Source organism: Clostridium sp. 10cd* (assembly GCF_044336395.1).
Lineage (GTDB): Bacteria > Bacillota_I > Bacilli_A > Erysipelotrichales > Erysipelotrichaceae > Clostridium_AQ > Clostridium_AQ innocuum.
In genome coordinates this window covers 2,895,015-2,911,098 of the sequence record NZ_CP172347.1, presented here as the reverse complement: position 1 = coordinate 2,911,098, position 16,084 = coordinate 2,895,015, and the positions used below count along the sequence as shown (strand labels likewise).

Sequence of the window (16,084 nt, the reverse complement as noted above, 5' to 3'; positions counted from 1 at the left end):
ATGTGAGAATATGAATATTGCAGATGTTATTGTAATAGCGGTACTGCTTGCCATACTTGCGGTAATCGTTTATGCTACCAGACCGAAAAAAGGGAAGGACTCCGGCTGCGGCTCCTGTCACAGTGACTGCTCCAGCTGCTCTGCCTTTTCCAGCCTGTATGAAGATTATAAGAAGGATCAGGAACAGGAATAATATATGAGCTGTCTTGCATGCTATCCTGAATAAATATGGGATATGTGGAAATACAATAAGGTGTGCGGATGCTTTGCCAACAGCTTATGGCTTCGCTGAGGTTGCACCTGCTGTTCCTGTGTTTGGAATTGAATAATAAAAAGCAGGTAATTTTAAAAAGGCCTGGTCTTCGGTTGTTTATGGATAAGGAATTCACATTTCTATTGTCATTTATAGTAATGTGAATTCTTTTTTTGACTTATCGTTAAATAGGGGAAGAAATATCAAAAGGTACTGACATCTGAAATTTTAACTTTCGTATGTAAATTCCTTCATGATAACGGTGTCTTGTGTGGTATAGTATAGCTGTAAGGAAAGCAGGTGTAGAACATGATTTTACCATACAGAGATAAGCAGCCGCTCATAGAAGAAAGCGCCTATGTATCCAGCAATGCGACCGTGATCGGTGATGTGACGCTGGAGAAGGGAAGCTCCATCTGGTTTCACAGCGTGGTGCGTGGCGATAAGGATCATATTCATATCGGCGAGGACAGCAATATACAGGATAATTGCACGCTGCATACGGATCCGAAGCATTTGCTGCAAATAGGGAAACGGGTGACCGTGGGCCATAATGCGGTGCTGCACGGTTGTATGATTGAGGATGAGGTGCTGATCGGCATGGGAGCTATTGTGTTAAACGGTGCACATATCGGCAGACACAGTATCATCGGTGCAGGGGCTCTTGTAAAGGAAGGACAGCAGATTCCGGAAAACAGTCTGGCTGTGGGCAGTCCTGCCCGGATCATACGCAAATGCAGTGAGGAGCAGGTAAAGGAAATTCTGGAGAATGCCGCGCATTATGCACAGCTAGGCAGTGAATACAAAGAAATAGATGTTTAAAATCACGTATAAATGAAACACTCCTTCCCATACTAATGGTGACAAAGGAGTGAGAATATGTTTGAACACAAGAAAAAGTTATTACATCCTGTAAAGGTAGAGCGTCCCAATCCGCAATACGCTGTCCTGATGCAGGAACAGCTGGGAGGCTGCAACGGTGAGGTCAAGGCAGCGATGCAGTATCTGTCACAAAGCTTTCGCGCAAAGGACCCGGTCTTCAAGGATTTGTTTCTGGATATCGGTACCGAAGAGCTGAGCCACATGGAAATGGTGGCAGAAACCATCAATCTGTTAAATGGTGGTGATGTGGACTATAAGAAGGTGGATGCCGGTGAGATTGAAACAATGGTTACCTTCGGTCTGAATCCTGCCCTGGTAAATTCCAGCGGAAATCCATGGACTGCTGACTATGTGACCGTGACAGGTGATCTGGCAGCCGATCTGCTTGCGGATATCGCAAGTGAACAGCGTGCCAAGGTGGTATATGAGTATTTGTATCGTCAGATTGATGATAAATATGTCAAGGAAACCATCATGTTCCTGCTGGAGCGTGAGGAAGCTCACAATGCACTGTTCTGTGAAGCACTAAATAAAATTACAGATGACGGCAGCAATAAGAGCTTCGGTATGAGTGAAGACAGTCGCTTGTATTTTGACTTATCCAAGCCGGGACGTTACTTTGATGATCCGGATCCAAAGGCACCGAAAATGGCAAATGCCAAGGATTCCAAAAGCACCAAAAGCAAATCAAAAAAGAAATAAGACATGCAACAGCCAAAGGGGAACCTGCGGCTTTTTCTTTTGGAGATACTGTTCGAATCTCGAATAAGAAAAGGAATGCGAATTTACTCAGCATTCCTTTTTCTTTCTATTTAAGTTCGTTCTTTTTCAGCTTTTCTTTTAAATCATCATATGTATCACATTTCAGGATAAGGATGACTGCGTCATCTATCTGCTGATCGGATAAGGAATTCACCCAGTTATCGTCAATTTCGTACTTATGGATGATCTGTGTTTGTAACAATGTCCTTTTTCCTTTTTCAAGACCTTTTTTAAGACCTTTTTCAAGCCCCAGCTTTTCAGCTTCTGCAGTTCGCTCCTCCAAATTGGCCTGTACTGCCTGCTCCGCAAACTCCACCGATTCCGCCCAGCTGAACAATGATCCGTCCTCACGCATTTCATTATATTTTTCCATAACCACGTTCACCATCCTTCTCTTCATGTTTAGTATAGCATCATCCGGATTATATGCAAGCACATAGCAGAAAGTTTCAAACTCTGTCAGATTTTCCACGCCTCCAACCTCCTTTACACGCTGTTTGATCATCGGTAGAAACACGATGGCTCGATTCAGTGTACCGTTGGGCTCCTCCTGATTATCCTCATCCTTTACCTTGTAGTGGCGTATCATGCGTCCGCCATCCCTGGGCTTATCATTCATAAAGATAATCTGATAAAACGGCTTCAGCTCTGTATATTCGTCTCCCTGCTTCAGCTGTCTTCCGACCAGGCGGTAGCCATACTGCTGAAAACGCAGCTGTTCCTTCTGCGTATAGCCGGATACCTGCATTTCCAGATCGTAAAAATGGCCGGCTTCATCCTCCAGCACGACATCCAAAACCGCACGTTTGCCAAAAAAAGCTTCCGGCAGCAGTTCCGGGTTCAGGACCTTCGTTTCATGGACCTTCAGTCCGTAAATTTCTTCGATGATTCTGCTTCTCAGCAATGCAGAGCCTGCATCGTCCCCAATCAGCATGTATTTGAAGAAAACATCATTGTGAAAGGGGATCGGGTAATCCTTTGCATATTCTTTTTCCATAGGTAGTATCCTCCTTTTTTTCCTATATACTCTTATATACGTATGAAACATACAAAACTCCTAAATTTTTTATTTTTTTACAAATTTCCATGTTATCCTCTACATGGGGAATCTGTGCATAGTGGCCTTACAGTCCCATCCATCTGTAGTGAAAGCAAATCGCATGGTCCAATCACTGGATGACAGCTTACACAAAGTTTCATTTCTTTCAGAAAATACCTTCAAACTGTTTCTTTTTTTGTATAAGTATGGGATAATAAAGAGCATAAAAGCGTCATAGTGTCTTTTCCTTTTGAAAAGGAATATACTATAGCAGATAAGGAGGTTTGTCGCATGAAAGCATATGCAGCAGGAAAATTGTTCTGGAATACGTTCAAATGCGAAAGCGTCCTGCTCCGTGAACGATGTTGTAATCGTCAAGTTCATAGAGAATATCAACTGTAAAAGGAGGACATGAAAGATGAAGGAAACAGTAAAGCTGATTGGAAACACCCCTTTGTACCATATAGAGGATACCAATATTTATGTAAAGCTGGAAAAATATAACATCGGTGGCAGCATCAAGGACCGCGCAGTGCTGGGGATGCTGGACGCTGCCATGAATAAGGGAGAAATCAGACAGGATACTGTACTGGTTGAAGCCACCAGTGGTAACACCGGTGTCGCACTTGCTATGCTTGGTGCCGTTTACCATATTCCGGTCATTATCATTATGCCGGAAACAATGAGTATGGAACGCCGTCAGCTGGTAAAGGCCTACGGTGCAACACTTGTGCTGACACCGGGGGAAAAGGGAATGCAGGGAGCCATGGATGAAATGGAAAGGCTGATGAAGGAGAACACAAACTATCGTTCACTTTCCCAGTTCGACAATCCCGATAATCCAAATGCGCATTATGAGACAACCGGAAAAGAGATTCTGGATCAGCTGCAGGATGTGGATATCTTTGTTGCCTGCATCGGAACCGGTGGTACCTTCAGCGGGGTGGCAAAGCGGCTGAAGGAATACAATCCCGCGATTTTATGCATGGCTGGAGAGCCGGAAAAGAGTGCGGTTTTAAGTGGACGACAGGCTGGTTCGCACAAAATACAGGGTATTGGGGCAAATTTTGTTCCTGCTAATTTTGATCGGGAGCTGGCGGATGATATTCTGCTGATATCCGATCGTGAGGCTGTTTTTGAGACAGTGCGCTTCGCTAAGGAAACCGGAATTCTGGTCGGTATCAGCTCCGGTGCCAACATTGCTTTAGCAAAACGTTTATCTTTACGCTATCCCGGAAAAAAGATCGTTACGGTAGCACCGGACGGTGGAGAAAAATACCTCTCCGTACTGGATTTTGACTGATATGTTTCGGGTGTTGAAGGATATCAATCACAACCTCAACCGCTCCCTGCAAAACGATCCGGCAGCGCATTCCAAGCTGGAAATTCTGTTGCTGTATCCGCATATCCGTGCACTGGCCTTTCATCGGGTTTCTCATTTCCTGTACAAGCATCATCTGTTTTTTCTGGCAAGGCTGAATTCCAACATCGCCAGGCATTGGACAGGGATAGAAATTCATCCGGGGGCAACGATTGGCAGAGGTCTGCTGATTGATCATGGAATGGGTGTTGTCATCGGAGAGACTGCCGTCATCGGAGATGACTGTCAGCTGTATCACGGTGTAACGCTGGGGGGGACGGGTAAACAGCATGCCAAACGGCACCCTACGCTGGGAGATCGGGTGATGATTGGAGCGGGGGCAAAATGTCTTGGCAACATCACGATTCATGATGATGCCAAGGTCGGAGCCAACGCGGTTGTGATCAGTGATGTGCCGGCAGGCTCCACCTTCATCGGGCTGGCTGCCAAAGATAAACGGGAAAAGCACTGTATTTTTTATTAAACGTAAGAAGGCTGCGGAAGCTGCAGGACGATTCCGCGTCTTTTTTTTACAGCCTGTCCATACCGGTATCCTTCTCAATCATTTATGCTGTCAGTATGAAAGGGTAAGTATTATCATTCACTAATCTTATGGTAGAAATTGGTTTAATTAAGGGTAAAAACAGTAACATATGGCAGGAACCTCATGAAGAACGTAATACCTTTTTGGTATTCCTGAGGATTCATTATGCCTCGGTGAATCGCAACGGGCGGATGGTAAGAATTTCATTATTTTACATGGGACTCTTGCGCAATGGGGGAGTATGCTATAAAATATCTCTGTGCACTGTACATAAACGTATACGTTTGTGTACAGCTCTTTTTTTTGTGCAATCAAGCGTAAAATACCTGTTTTTTACATGCTTTTTCAGGAATATAGCGGTATTTCAAATCGTATACCATATGAAATATCCGTGCAGGAAAGAAGGGATGAGGAAATGAAGCTGGTTTTCGCAGTGCTGCTTTGTCTTGTCGCGGTCTTTCTGCAGCCGCTGAAAGGCATGTAGGATAAAGAAAGCATGCGCCATCTGTATGCTTTCTTCAGCTCCTTCAGTTTGAAAATCAAAATATGTTGACGCCTATCTTTAGGTATGGTATATTATATCTGTAATAGATATATCTAAAATGGATATATCTATTATGGAGGTTGAGAATATGTCAAAAAGCAATACGATGGAGAGTGCGCAGCTGACAGATGCCATGTATTACATTTTGCTGTCGCTGATGATCGAGCGCCATGGCTATGCGATTATGAAATATATCGAAGAGCTCAGCAATCAAAGCATCACCATGGGTCCGGGAACACTGTATACTCTGCTGAAGAAGCTGTGCAGGGCGGAATGGATTCTGCAGACCTCTGTTACTGCGGATCGGACGAAGAAATATCAGATTACCGATACCGGCAGACAGGTGCTGCTCCATGAGGTTGCCCGACGAAAACGCATGGTGGAGGACGGATTGCGAATATTGGAGGAAAACGGATATGAAGGATAGAAAACGCGTGATGTGCGGTGGTCTTGCCTTTTCCGATTGTGAGGATATGGAAATGCTGCATCAGTATGCAAAGGAAGGCTGGGTGTTTGAGAAATTTCGCGGTATGTGCTACATCCTGCAAAAGCAGGAGCCGGTCAACCGCATCTTCAGCTACGATATGCAGAAGCTGAAGGAGGATGAAAAAGAAGCCTACTTTCAGCTGTTTGAAAACAGCGGCTGGCATATCATAAATCCCGAGGGAAAAGATGTTTACTTTTTCTGGGCTGAGGAGGGATGTGTTCCTCTGCACAGTGAGGTGGAAACCAGAATGGAGGGATATCGTTCGACTCTGCATATATTCGCCGGTGCCCTGGTAATCGGCTGTCTCTGTCTGCTGTCCCTGCTGTGGATCGAAAGCTCTGTGGTGTCGATGATCCTTTTGATGACAGGCTCGATTCTGGGGGCTGTCGGCCTGTTGATGGTGGTCGGTATTATGCTGCGTATGAAGAGAAGACGTCTTCGTATCGTGAATCTTACCTTTCGCAAAGGGGCAGTGCTGTTTGTGTCCGGAGCCGGTATGCTGTTTGCAAGTGGCTTTGACTGGGCTGCGGACATTCATAGTCTGTTGCTGATACTCGGGACAGTCTGTACGATAGAAGGCTTTCTGTGGATGTGCTTTCAATATCGTCAGTTTCGGGATAAAAAAGAAATTCAAATAAAAAAGAAAGACGAGGGTGTATTATGATCGAAGTAAAGAATCTGACAAAGCTGTATGGGAAATTCAAGGCTGTGGATGATGTTTCCCTATGTGCAGCGGATGGCGAGGTGACCATTCTGCTGGGACCAAACGGGGCCGGCAAATCGACAACTATCAAGAGCATAACCAATCTGCTGCAGTATAAGGGAGATATTAAAATCAACGGTGTTGCCAACAGCTCACTGGATGCGAAAAAGGGCTTTGGCTATATTCCCGAGGCACCGGTGCTCTATGATCTTCTGACCATAGATGAGCATGTGGAATTTATCGGAAAGGCATACCGCTGTGAGAATTACCGTGCGCTTGCAGATGAATATATCGCCCTGTTCAAGCTGGAGGACAAACGCAAAAAAGCGGTTCGTGAGCTGTCCAAAGGGATGAAGCAGAAGGTCAGCATGCTGCTGGCACTGATCATTTCCCCAAAGACGCTGCTGGTGGATGAGCCGATGGTGGGATTGGATCCGTCAAGTATTGAAGAAACGCTGCAGCTGTTTGTACGTCTGAAGCAGCAGGGGGTTGCCATTCTGATTTCCACGCATATCATTGATGTGATCGAAGCGATATGGGACAGCGCCTATATTATGGATCACGGAAGAATTGTTGCGCATGTGCGAAAGGAAGATCTGAAGGATAAAAGTATCAAGGAAATCTTCTTTGCATCTGTGGAAGGTGATGAACATGAGCATACTGTATAAGCTGTATCTGACACGCATGAAGGCGAATATCCGCCATGTATTTTCCCGTAAGGGAAGCGCGATTTTTGCCATACTCATGATGTTACTGTACGGCGGACTGATTGTCATGAGTCTTTCCAAGCCGGAAATTGCATTGTCAATGCAGAATATCACGGATGCCAATATGGCGATCATGATCGGTGTCGGATTTACGGCGCTGATGGTCGGCGTCATGCTGCTGCAGAAAAGAAAGGCGCTGTTTATGGAGGCGGATGCCTTCTATCTGTTCAGCGGACCCTTTACCCGTGTACAGACCATGCGCTTTCTCATGCTGCAGAATATCGCTTCCGCCTTTCTGTGCGGGGCAGTTTCCCTGCTTATGGTCATTCTGCTGGGAAGCACGATTGAATTGTCATTTCCGTTTTTGCTGATTGCATTCCTCTGCTTTTCTTTTGTGTATTTTGTCTTTCTGGTTGTGTATTATTATGTGTATCTGCTCTCGATTCAAAAGGACAGCTACCGCCATATCCCTGCGATTGCCGCTTTGCTGTATGTCCTGATGGTTGCGGCGGTGTATGGCATGGTCGTCCTGCAGAACGATTTTGCGCTGACAGGAAGTGGAACACTTTTTCTGAATACGGAGCTGTTTTACTGGGTGCCGCTGTTTGGATGGATCAAAATGATACTGGTTTCCTATATCGCTTCCTCGTGGGGACTTATGCTGCTTGGAATCGGCTTACTTCTGATTTCCTGTATGGCAGCCTATCTTCTGCTATGTGGCTATAAGGGGGACTTTGTGGAGCGTGCCATGCAGGATGCACAGGAGTTTACTGCGCTGTATAAGGATGTGCGTGCCGGCAAACGCGATGGAATGAGTGATCGTAAGATTCATGAGGTTAAGGCGAGCTTTCGCAGCGGCGCGATGGCTATCTTTTCCAAGAATGTTCTGCTGCTGCGCAAATCCAATGATTATATCCGCTGGACGGATGTTATGACAATTGGTATTTATCTGGTTATCACGCTCATCATGGATATGGGCTTTGGCTTTTTCATGTATATGATGATGTTCTGGCTCTTCACCATTGTTCAGAATTCCGATTTCATGAAGGATATGAACAACTATCAGATTTATCTGATTCCCGATCACCCGCTGAAAAAGCTGCTCTGCGTGCTGCTGCCGACCTTTTTGAAGATGCTGCTGCCGATGAGTGCTGCAATTCTTGTGGCGGCTTTGCTGTATCAGATAGATATTGCCAGTGTCCTGCAGTATTTCATCATGCTGCTGGGCTATGCAACCCTTTTTCTGTCAGCGAGCGTGCTGTCTGTACGTATTTTAAAGAGTCGCAACAACGCAATTATGGAGAATATGCTGCGTATGCTGATCATGGTTGCAGCAGCTGCTCCCGGTATCGGGCTGACCATTTTCTTCCTGAGCAGGGGGGAGTTTACACTGGAGCTTCTGCAGCAGCTGACGATGATTTCGCTGGCGATGAATTTTGTTATATCGGTTATCATTGTGCTGGTCTGTGCACCGATGATGAACGGCAGAGAAATCAAAAGCGAGTAAATTTATACAAAACTTATGGAAAGGAAAGGGAAATTTCTTTTCCTTTTCATTTGTTTATGATATAGTATGTTACAGTATTTAAAAGAGGTAATTGTATGTGGAAATATCAATGTAAGAAACATCTTGTGGTTTTACTGGTCAGCTTTGCGGCCGGTGCAGTCCTGTTTGGATTTATGGGCTATCAAAGAGAGTATATCGTTTCTTTGATGCAGCAAAGCATCCCTGCGGAAATGGCAGGGGAGCTTGTAAAAGCGGATTATATGTATTATCTGATCGGCGGTCTGACCATATCCGGTCTTGCCAACGGCGTCATGCTGCTGAGCTATGCCATGCAGCGCTTTAATGTTCCCTTTATCCTCATCATGGTGCTGTTTTTTATGGGCGGCTTCACCATCGTTGAGCTGATTGGTACCGTAACTGTGCTTCCGGCACTTGTTGTCTGCCTGTATGGCATGCTGAGCATTCCCAACAGAGGCAGGCGCAGGGAATTCGCAAAGGAAAATGTGACCAGTGTTGCGGAGGTGGAACGTGTTTACCGCCTGCATCATGCATATCTGAGTGAGTATGAAGCACTTGGCAAAAAGGCTTGGAGCTTTAATCTGAAAATGAACCTTCTGTATTTTACAGGGTTGATTGCGGTTCTGCTTGTGATTCTGTATGTTGAGAATTTCATAGCGGTCTTTGCGGCAATGATGATGTATTCCATTCTGTTTTTCCAGCTCACCAAACGGAAGAACATGTCCATGCAGCCGATTATTTCCCTGCTGTATGATCAATGCAATCCCGAGGCCTGTGCAACGGCGATTTTTGCCTATGCCAAAAAAGGAAAGCGGAAAAAGAACTTTCCGATGCCCCAGCATCTTGCACAGTGCATGGTATATCTGAATGATCCGCATCTGGCAATCGATGTGCTGGCAACCAGTGCGCAGGGTAGAGGAAACTTCATCTTCGCCTATCACTCGCTGATGGCATATGCGTATTACCAGCTGGGTGATCGCAGTATGGTGAAATATCATTACGATGAGTGTGAGAAGGCCGGTGCCAGAGTAAACAACGGGCCGATGCAAATGATTAAAACACAGTGTCTGGAGGGAATCCAGAACAAGCTGGATCTGATGGATCAAAACTTCTCCAGCTCCCGCAGCTTTTTTGAAAAAGCGATGCCGACAGCAGGATTTGAATTTCAGCGTGTGGATTTCAAATACTACCTGGGACTGATTGCTTTTGTTGAGAAGGACTTGGAGGAAGCGAAAAGCTGCTTCCGCTATGTATGTGCACACGGTAATAAAATTTATTACGTGGAAAAGGCACAGAGCTTTCTGAAAACGATTGAACAGGCAGAGGCTGCCGTACAGGAATAATATGCAGATGAAAGAGGACGCTTTAGAATCCTCTTTTTTTATTTTCAGGTGAAAGCGGAAACATTGTGAACTTTGTGTGAAGTAAAGTATCTTTGTTGACATCACTGTATTTTTGAATATAATAGTTAAGGTAGTTAATTATTAAGTTACTTAACTAATTGGAGAGGTGATACAATGGATGAGATGGATATTGTCCGGAAGGTTACACATTTATTTTACATGTTTCGCAGAGACAACCTGCTGAAAAAAGATGATCATCCGAAAATGAAGCATCGCGATATCATGGTCCTGGATGCCATTATGAAGCTCAATGACGGCAATCTGGTAAAGATGAGCGAGCTGAGTGATTATTTTCAGGTCACGCCCGCTGCGATTTCCCAGATTATAAAGCAGTTTGAGAAAAAGGGGTGGGTGGACCGGATTCTTTTGGATACAGATCGCAGAAGCGTCTATATTCAGGTAAGCGAGGATGCCCGTCGGATGATGAAAAACTGTGAAGCCTTTATGACAGAGCGTCTTGTTGAATTCATTGAGGAACTCGGTGAGGAGGATGCCAATGCGTTTGTCCGCATACTGGAAAAGGCACTGGCATATTCTCAGAAACGCAAAGAAAAGCTTGAGGAAGGAGAACAGAAATGACGAAATTAGGTAAATATCTGAAGCCGTTTGCCCTATCGATTCTGGCGATTGTGGCATTGCTGTTCACGCAGGCAATGTGTGAGCTGGCGATGCCGGATTATATGTCCAGTATAGTCGATGTCGGTATCGTATCCGGTGGTGTGGAAGACGGTGTTCCGAGTGTAATTCGTGAAAGTGAAGTAAAAAAGCTTGTTCTGTTCATGGATAAAAAGGAACAGAAGGTCTTTACAGACAATTACACAAGGCTCATAAGTGAAGAAGCAACTGACGATCAGCTGGATGCCTATCCGATACTGAAAAAGGAAAATGTATATGAGCTGAAGGATGTGGACAGTGCGACAAGAGATACCATAAAGGAATCTCTGCGCAAGGCGGAAACGACTGTCATGGGGCTGGAGCAGAGTGCTGCCGAGGCCAAAAGCGGAAAATCCTCATCCAGCAGGGAATTGTCGGATGAACAGAAAAAGATGATGAAGCTGCTATCCAGTCTGCCGAAGGGAATGGACATCTTCACCGTTTTGGAAACCATGCCATCAAAGCAGCTGATGGATATGAAACAGGAAATGAATAAGGTGACCGATGCCATGGGGGCGGAAACCGCAGATACTGCCAATGCAGCCTATGTGCGAAATGAATACAAGGCCATCGGTGTTGATGTGGATGCCATACAGTATACCTATCTGTTCCAGCACGGGTTTATGATGCTGGCAGTAGCGCTTGGCTCTGCGGCTGCGGCAGTTGCTGTCGGCTTTCTGGCAGCGCGTATCGCGGCAGGTGTATCCAGAAACCTGCGCAAGGATGTTTTCAATAAGGTTGAACACTTCTCCAGTGCTGAATTTAATAAATTCTCCACGAATACGCTGATTACACGTACCACCAATGATATCCAGCAGATTCAGATGGCGCTGGTAATGATTCTGCGTATTGTCATCTATGCTCCGATCATAGGTATCGGTGCTGTGATCAAGGTTGTAAATACCAATGTATCCATGACATGGATCATCGCACTTGTCGTTGTGCTCATTCTGAGTATCATGATGGTGGCATTCGCCTTTGTTATGCCGAAGTTCAAGATGCTGCAGAAGCTGATGGACAAGCTGAATTCCGTCGTTCGTGAAATTCTGGATGGAATGCCGGTCATCCGTGCCTTCAATAATCAGAAATGTGAGAGTGAGAAATTTGCGAAAGCAAACGGTGATATTCTGAAAACCAATTTGTTCACCACACGTGCCATGGCATGTCTGATGCCGCTGGTCATGCTGATTATGAACTGCGCCTCGATACTGATCGTATGGATCGGCTCCCATCAGATTGATTCCGGAGCATTGCAGGTTGGTGATATGATGGCGTTTATCCAGTATGCAATTCAGATTATCATGGCATTCATGATGATTACGATGATATCCATTATGCTGCCAAGAGCGAGTGCGGCTGCACAGCGTGCCATGGAGGTACTGCATACCGAGCCGAGCATCTGCGATCCGTTAACAGCAGAGCACTTTGATGAAGCAAAACGCGGCTGTATTGAATTCCATCATGTCAGCTTCCGCTATCCGGGCGCCGAGGAGGATGTTCTTCACGATATCAGCTTTACGGCACAGCCGGGTGAGACAACCGCCTTTATCGGAAGTACCGGTAGCGGTAAATCAACCATCATCAATCTGGTTCCGCGCTTCTTTGATGTAACAGAGGGAAGTATTCTGGTGGACGGTGTGGATGTCCGCAGGGTATCTCAGCATGATCTGCGTGAAAAAATCGGATATGTACCGCAGAAGGGTTCTCTGTTTACCGGTACGATTGCCAGCAATCTGCAATATGCGAAAGAGGATGCGACGACGGCCGATATGGAAGAGGCCGCATCCATTGCACAGGCCCTGGACTTCATTGATGAGAAACAGGAGCGCTTTGATGCACCGATTGCACAGGGTGGTACGAATGTTTCCGGCGGACAGCGTCAGCGCTTGTCCATCGCAAGGGCGCTTGTCAAAAAACCGGAAATTTATATATTTGATGATACCTTCTCCGCACTGGATTTCAAAACAGATGCCCGCCTGCGAAAGGCACTGAACGAATTGTGTCAGGAAACCAGAAGTACGGTTCTGCTGGTGGCACAGCGTATTTCCAGTATCATGCATGCTCAGCGCATCGTTGTGCTGGATAAGGGACAGGTAGCCGGCATCGGCACCCATGAGGAGCTGATGAAGTCATGCGATGTCTATAAAGAGATTGCATATAGTCAATTATCAAAGGAGGAACTGGAAAATGAGTAAAGAAAACCGTTCTTCACATGCAGCGAAGCGAGGACCGATGGGGCACAGAGGCCCGGGCGCTCCTACAGAAAAAGCTAAAAATTTCAAGGGCACCATGAAGCAGCTGATTGCCTACATGCGCCCCTATTATCTGAATATTATCGTATCCATGCTCTTTGCCGTACTGTCTGTGGTCTTTATGGTCGTTGGACCAAAGATTCTGGGAAGGGCGACAACCGAGCTGGTCAGCGGATTTACCGCTAAAATATATGGGACAGGATCCATCAATTTCGACCGTATCGCAGAAATTCTGTTATTTCTGATTGCTATCTATCTGATTTCCACCCTATGCAATTTCATTCAGAACTGGATGATGGCAGGTGTGGCACAGAAGGTATCCTTCAATCTGCGCAAGACGATGGCGGCGAAAATCGACATTCTGCCATTCTCCTATTTTGATAAGCAGTCTCATGGTGAGGTGCTGTCACGCTTTTCCAATGATATTGATACGGTACAGCAGACCCTGAGCCAGTCTCTGGCACAGATGATAACCTCTATTGTGCAGATTATCGGATTCCTTGTCATGATGCTGTCCATCAGCTGGCAGATGACTCTGATGGCACTGGTTGTCATTCCGCTGTCCCTGTTCCTGGTTACGACCGTTGTCAAGCATTCCCAGAAATTCTTTGCAAAGCAGCAGCGTTCCTTGGGAAATGTGAATGGACACATTGAGGAGATGTACAGCGGTCATATTGTTATGAAGGCCTTCAACGGTGAGGAAAAGAGTATTGCTCAGTTTGCCGAATACAATGATGAGCTTTATGATTCCGCATGGAAATCACAATTTCTTAGTGGATTGATGCAGCCGATTGCCATGTTTGTCGGAAATATCGGCTATGTCGGAGTATGTATTCTGGGAGGCTGGCTGGCGATGAACGGGGTCATTGAGATTGGTGATATCCAGTCCTTCATCATCTATGTCCGAAACTTCAACAACCCGATATCTCAGGTTGCGCAGACGATGAATGTCCTGCAGTCCACAGCCGCAGCTGCAGAACGTGTGTTTGAATTTCTGTCAGAAGAGGAAGAGGTCAAAGAAACGACACAGCCGGTCGAGGTCTTTGATGCAAACGGAAAAACGAGCATCAAGGGACAGGTTACCTTTGAAAACGTACACTTCGGCTATACACCGGACAAAATCGTCATCAATGATTTCTCCATGTATATCAAGCCCGGAAAGAAAATCGCCATCGTCGGACCAACCGGTGCCGGAAAGACGACGATTGTTAAGCTGCTCATGAGATTTTATGAGCTGAACAGCGGCAGCATCTATATTGACGGTATTAAGACGACGGATATGCGCAGAAGCGATTTACGCTCACTGTTCGGTATGGTGCTGCAGGATGCGTGGCTGTTCAACGGAACTGTCATGGAGAATCTGCGCTATGGCCGCCTGAATGCTACCGATGAGGAAGTCATGGCTGCGGCAGATGCTGCCTATGTCGATCATTTCATTCGTACGCTGGATCATGGCTATGATACGATGATTAATGAGGAATCCAATAATATCTCGCAGGGACAGAAACAGCTGCTGACCATTGCGCGTGCCTTCCTTGCAGATCCCAAGGTGCTCATTCTGGATGAGGCAACCTCCTCTGTCGATACCCGTACGGAGGTACTGATTCAAAAGGGCATGGAGAAGCTGATGGAGAACCGTACAAGCTTTGTAATTGCACACCGTTTGTCTACGATTCGGGATGCGGATCTGATTCTTGTTATGAAGGATGGCGATATTGTGGAAGCCGGAAATCATGAGGATCTGATGAAAGCGGATGGCTTCTATACCAAGCTGTACAACTCCCAGTTTGAGGAAGTATAAACAGACGTTTCGATCTGTGAGCAGAAAATATAAAGAAGACGATTTGTCACGAGATTCTGACAAATCGTCTTTTGCAGTTGCATGCTTGATACCATAAGGAATAGTGTTTGCTTTGTGTGAATTTCACATGGCTCCATGTACATGAGGAAGGATCTCGCGGTTCAGGCTTTTTTTGCACAATGGTGCTTGTACAGCAGGTATAAAGTGCTCCAGACGGTGATTTGTATTATTTTGATAAGAATTTCGCGGATATATATGCCGGTTATCAATTATCGCGATTTGAAGAGTAGGGAAGGATACATCGGTATATTAGGGTATACAATCGGCCTGGATACGGCCTGGATGATTTTGCTGTTGTACATCGAATTTGCATGGATTTATAAGAGGTAGCCGGTATTCGAGCGTATAGCTGCTAGACATGTATACCAATACAATTTTTGATTAGCAGAAATAGAACCGCAATTTGCGGATTCCTGGCTGTATGCAGATATCCTTTCATGCAGAGGATAAAAAATGGTCAATTTCATCCATTGACCATTTTTATATCCGGATTTCTGTAGCTCATCCGTTTCCATGCAGACTTCCGTTTGCGGACGGCTTTATTCTGCCGGCTCAAGCAGCTTTTTTGCGGAGGACAGGGCTTCATAGGCCCCGTTGAGTTCTTCCATGGAGCATTCTCTGTTCATGCATTCATACGCCTGATAAAAGGCCTGCTCATAGGACTTCCAGGAAGCGGGGGTATAGGCTTCGATCACCAGCTCGCTGCTTTGGACAAGCAGGGTGCGAATGGCATCCATGGTTTGAAAATAGGTATGCTCCCGTTCGATCTCTGAAAGCAGATCATGGAAAGTCCAGCCTTTGTTATGCTTTGTCAGCATTGCTTTTCGCTGCATGGCAGTTCCCTTTGCCTGCAGACATTCATTCACCTTTTGAATCTCCTCATCCGAAGCATCTTCAAACAGCATGAGGTCAATGCTGTGGTGAGCAGGCTTCGCATCCGGTATCTCATCAAATCCGGGAAGGCCCATCAAATTGGCAACACACTGATTGAGATCAGCATCCTGCAGGATACGGTAATCCGCATGCATGTCCTTCAGTACCTGTTCCACAATGGGCTGCTTCTGCTGCTCGTCACCAAAATATATTAGTATTCTCTTCATTTCATTTC

The 16,084-nt window shown here is 45.8% G+C and carries 15 protein-coding genes; 13 read left to right on the top strand and 2 right to left on the bottom strand.

Annotated elements, in window-relative coordinates; genetic code table 11:
* Positions 1–10 precede the first annotated feature (10 nt).
* The 3 genes from ACG3M1_RS14430 to ACG3M1_RS14420 all read left to right on the top strand — a co-directional run bounded on the left by ACG3M1_RS14430 (position 11) and on the right by ACG3M1_RS14420 (position 1,837).
* Positions 11–193 (top strand): FeoB-associated Cys-rich membrane protein, encoded by a 183-nt coding sequence (locus ACG3M1_RS14430; RefSeq protein ID WP_002610454.1) that lies wholly within the window; start codon positions 11–13, stop codon positions 191–193.
* A 369-nt stretch (positions 194–562) separates the two neighbouring features.
* The gene (locus tag ACG3M1_RS14425) at positions 563–1,075 is read left to right on the top strand and encodes a gamma carbonic anhydrase family protein (RefSeq protein ID WP_002610456.1); all 513 of its coding nucleotides are present in this window, start codon (positions 563–565) and stop codon (positions 1,073–1,075) included.
* 57 nt (positions 1,076–1,132) lie between these two features.
* On the top strand, positions 1,133–1,837 hold the full coding sequence (locus ACG3M1_RS14420; RefSeq protein WP_008817556.1) for a manganese catalase family protein: 705 nt from the start codon (positions 1,133–1,135) through the stop codon (positions 1,835–1,837).
* 106 nt (positions 1,838–1,943) lie between these two features.
* Here ACG3M1_RS14420 and ACG3M1_RS14415 read toward each other — a convergent pair whose 3' ends face one another.
* A complete protein-coding gene (locus tag ACG3M1_RS14415) occupies positions 1,944–2,894 on the bottom strand; it encodes a PD-(D/E)XK nuclease family transposase (RefSeq protein ID WP_142419759.1) in 951 nt (316 codons plus the stop codon).
* Between the two features lie 460 nt (positions 2,895–3,354).
* Between ACG3M1_RS14415 and ACG3M1_RS14410 the strand changes: the two genes are divergently transcribed.
* The 10 genes from ACG3M1_RS14410 to ACG3M1_RS14365 all read left to right on the top strand — a co-directional run bounded on the left by ACG3M1_RS14410 (position 3,355) and on the right by ACG3M1_RS14365 (position 14,916).
* Complete coding sequence (locus tag ACG3M1_RS14410; protein WP_022300184.1) at positions 3,355–4,239, top strand: PLP-dependent cysteine synthase family protein; 885 nt, start codon at positions 3,355–3,357, stop codon at positions 4,237–4,239.
* 1 nt (position 4,240) lies between these two features.
* The gene (gene epsC / locus ACG3M1_RS14405) at positions 4,241–4,780 is read left to right on the top strand and encodes a serine O-acetyltransferase EpsC (RefSeq protein ID WP_002610463.1); all 540 of its coding nucleotides are present in this window, start codon (positions 4,241–4,243) and stop codon (positions 4,778–4,780) included.
* A 692-nt stretch (positions 4,781–5,472) separates the two neighbouring features.
* Positions 5,473–5,811, top strand: a complete 339-nt coding sequence (locus tag ACG3M1_RS14400; RefSeq protein ID WP_002610466.1) for a PadR family transcriptional regulator — start codon at positions 5,473–5,475, stop codon at positions 5,809–5,811.
* Positions 5,801–6,535 (top strand): DUF2812 domain-containing protein, encoded by a 735-nt coding sequence (locus tag ACG3M1_RS14395; RefSeq protein ID WP_009271001.1) that lies wholly within the window; start codon positions 5,801–5,803, stop codon positions 6,533–6,535. The genes ACG3M1_RS14400 and ACG3M1_RS14395 overlap by 11 nt, the downstream gene beginning before the upstream one ends.
* Positions 6,532–7,242 (top strand): ABC transporter ATP-binding protein, encoded by a 711-nt coding sequence (locus tag ACG3M1_RS14390; RefSeq protein WP_009271000.1) that lies wholly within the window; start codon positions 6,532–6,534, stop codon positions 7,240–7,242. Before ACG3M1_RS14395 ends, ACG3M1_RS14390 begins: the two co-directional genes overlap by 4 nt.
* Positions 7,226–8,788: a putative ABC exporter domain-containing protein gene (locus ACG3M1_RS14385; RefSeq protein ID WP_009587556.1), complete on the top strand. Its 1,563-nt coding sequence runs from the start codon at positions 7,226–7,228 to the stop codon at positions 8,786–8,788. The genes ACG3M1_RS14390 and ACG3M1_RS14385 overlap by 17 nt, the downstream gene beginning before the upstream one ends.
* A 95-nt stretch (positions 8,789–8,883) precedes the next feature.
* A complete protein-coding gene (locus ACG3M1_RS14380) occupies positions 8,884–10,149 on the top strand; it encodes a hypothetical protein (RefSeq protein ID WP_009270999.1) in 1,266 nt (421 codons plus the stop codon).
* Between the two features lie 174 nt (positions 10,150–10,323).
* On the top strand, positions 10,324–10,788 hold the full coding sequence (locus tag ACG3M1_RS14375) for a MarR family winged helix-turn-helix transcriptional regulator (RefSeq protein WP_002610474.1): 465 nt from the start codon (positions 10,324–10,326) through the stop codon (positions 10,786–10,788).
* Positions 10,785–13,058, top strand: coding sequence for an ABC transporter ATP-binding protein (locus ACG3M1_RS14370; RefSeq protein WP_008817548.1), 2,274 nt, complete (start codon positions 10,785–10,787; stop codon positions 13,056–13,058). The genes ACG3M1_RS14375 and ACG3M1_RS14370 overlap by 4 nt, the downstream gene beginning before the upstream one ends.
* Positions 13,051–14,916, top strand: coding sequence for an ABC transporter ATP-binding protein (locus ACG3M1_RS14365; protein ID WP_008817547.1), 1,866 nt, complete (start codon positions 13,051–13,053; stop codon positions 14,914–14,916). The genes ACG3M1_RS14370 and ACG3M1_RS14365 overlap by 8 nt, the downstream gene beginning before the upstream one ends.
* Before the next feature lie 599 nt (positions 14,917–15,515).
* Here the strand turns inward: ACG3M1_RS14365 and ACG3M1_RS14360 are convergent.
* The gene (locus tag ACG3M1_RS14360) at positions 15,516–16,076 is read right to left on the bottom strand and encodes a DUF3783 domain-containing protein (protein ID WP_022300183.1); all 561 of its coding nucleotides are present in this window, start codon (positions 16,074–16,076) and stop codon (positions 15,516–15,518) included.
* Positions 16,077–16,084: the final 8 nt, after the last annotated feature.

Bases quoted from the DNA above. Each gene is read 5' to 3' on its own strand.
- ACG3M1_RS14370 (WP_008817548.1), top strand. From the start codon at position 10,785: ATGACGAAATTAGGTAAATATCTGAAGCCGTTTGCCCTATCGATTCTG.
- ACG3M1_RS14380 (WP_009270999.1), top strand. From the start codon at position 8,884: ATGTGGAAATATCAATGTAAGAAACATCTTGTGGTTTTACTGGTCAGC.
- ACG3M1_RS14430 (WP_002610454.1), top strand. From the start codon at position 11: ATGAATATTGCAGATGTTATTGTAATAGCGGTACTGCTTGCCATACTT.
- ACG3M1_RS14420 (WP_008817556.1), top strand. From the start codon at position 1,133: ATGTTTGAACACAAGAAAAAGTTATTACATCCTGTAAAGGTAGAGCGT.
- ACG3M1_RS14400 (WP_002610466.1), top strand. From the start codon at position 5,473: ATGTCAAAAAGCAATACGATGGAGAGTGCGCAGCTGACAGATGCCATG.
- epsC (WP_002610463.1), top strand. From the start codon at position 4,241: ATGTTTCGGGTGTTGAAGGATATCAATCACAACCTCAACCGCTCCCTG.
- ACG3M1_RS14395 (WP_009271001.1), top strand. From the start codon at position 5,801: ATGAAGGATAGAAAACGCGTGATGTGCGGTGGTCTTGCCTTTTCCGAT.
- ACG3M1_RS14415 (WP_142419759.1), bottom strand. From the start codon at position 2,894: ATGGAAAAAGAATATGCAAAGGATTACCCGATCCCCTTTCACAATGAT.
- ACG3M1_RS14375 (WP_002610474.1), top strand. From the start codon at position 10,324: ATGGATGAGATGGATATTGTCCGGAAGGTTACACATTTATTTTACATG.
- ACG3M1_RS14360 (WP_022300183.1), bottom strand. From the start codon at position 16,076: ATGAAGAGAATACTAATATATTTTGGTGACGAGCAGCAGAAGCAGCCC.
- ACG3M1_RS14425 (WP_002610456.1), top strand. From the start codon at position 563: ATGATTTTACCATACAGAGATAAGCAGCCGCTCATAGAAGAAAGCGCC.
- ACG3M1_RS14410 (WP_022300184.1), top strand. From the start codon at position 3,355: ATGAAGGAAACAGTAAAGCTGATTGGAAACACCCCTTTGTACCATATA.
- ACG3M1_RS14390 (WP_009271000.1), top strand. From the start codon at position 6,532: ATGATCGAAGTAAAGAATCTGACAAAGCTGTATGGGAAATTCAAGGCT.
- ACG3M1_RS14365 (WP_008817547.1), top strand. From the start codon at position 13,051: ATGAGTAAAGAAAACCGTTCTTCACATGCAGCGAAGCGAGGACCGATG.
- ACG3M1_RS14385 (WP_009587556.1), top strand. From the start codon at position 7,226: ATGAGCATACTGTATAAGCTGTATCTGACACGCATGAAGGCGAATATC.